Here is a 1,493-nt window from a genome sequence, read left to right as displayed (position 1 = left end):
GCTTTGTTAACTGATCCGTCTTCATGGAAATAATATTTTTTTCCGTCAATGTCTTTATAATCATTGAACGTTTGATTGTAGCCATCTATGAAATAGTATCTTTTACCGTCTATCATTTTCCAACCGGTATAAGCACGCCCATCTTCTAAGCTGTAATATGCCAGTTGAGGCCGATATTCTCCACTCCATACAGGTAAAGAAACCTTAGAGATCCCATTTTTTCTGATAGAACCATCTTTTTCAAACACTAACTGTTTGTTTTCAAAATCAACAAAAGTTAACACGCCATCTAGCGCTTCCCCATTCAACCTAGAAGCTCTCTCAAGTACGCCTTTTTCAGAAAAATGAAGAGTGATATTTTGATCTTCTAGACGTATTTCCTTTTTATTTACATTGTAATTTTGGAAATAATAAGTTTTACCATCTATATCTTTCAAGCCTTCTTTAATAACCACTCCATCAGCATCGGAATAAGTATCACCTTTCCAGGTTGATCGTTGCAAGGAACCATCATCATTGAAGTTGTAGTACTTCCCATCGATTTCAGATCCATTTACAGTAACCATGTCACCATAAGTCGGTTCGAAATAATAAGTCTTCCCCTTAATTTCTTGCCAGCCTGTCAAAAGGGCTCCTTCAGCATCTGCAAAGGAATAACCAGAACCTTGGTTTACCCAACTGTTCTTTATTACATTTCCAGAAGAATCTTTTGCATTCCATTTAGTAGAATCTTTTTCATCAGCTACAAGCTTTACTCCGTCATACTTCTGTCTCTCATTTTCTTTACCCGGATACCACTCTATTAACCAATTGTTAATTTCATTGTTGCTTTTTCCAGTGAAACGAATTTCGGATTTGAAACTCCAATCAGTACCAAATTGTTGAGTGTTTAAATTACCCGCCAAACTTACTCCATTCTTGTTTTTTAAATAGAACTGGAATTTATTATCATTAGAATTTCCGGTCTGAACAAGTTCAAATACTTCATCATCACCAATCGATTCGGAATATTGAAGGCTCTTTCCTTCTTTCCCTGAAAGATATTTTGAACCTGTTTTTACCAATACTTTATTCGCCCCTTTTTTATAGGGGATAATTTGATAAGGGTTACCGTGATTTAGTGCATTAAATGGTAGTGCAATAGATGTCTCTAGGACGTTAGTACGCTCCGCCAATATATCAGATAATCGATCATAAAAATCTGCACGAGCTTTAGGGTCATTCTTAACATAATTCTCAAGAACATCTTTGGATACTGGCTTTGAAGTCAATTTTATCAATTGTTTTTGCTTATCTGATAATTTATTTGCTATCTTATTAAATTGGTAATCATAACTTTGAGCAATCACATCCCAATCTTTAGTCCAGCTGTCTGCATATTTTTTATAAAGTGGAATAATAAATCTTGGGTTTGTACCAGATGCTTTTTCTACAAATCCATGTTGGCCTTGATTCATCACAACTCCGGTCTTTCCTTCGTCTAATTGTGCTTG

1 protein-coding gene is annotated in these 1,493 nt (G+C 35.3%); it reads right to left on the bottom strand.

Features of this window, described 5'->3' with window-relative positions; translation table 11 throughout:
• On the bottom strand, positions 1-1,493 hold a 1,493-nt coding region (locus CQZ94_RS30655; RefSeq protein ID WP_105588425.1), incomplete at both ends, for a cell wall-binding protein.

The sequence above is a fragment of the Bacillus sp. MYb209 genome (assembly GCF_002975175.1).
Classification (GTDB): Bacteria; Bacillota; Bacilli; order Bacillales; family Bacillaceae_G; genus Bacillus_A.
The sequence above is the reverse complement of the archived record's forward strand: the minus strand, read 5'-3'. Positions and strand labels throughout refer to the sequence as shown.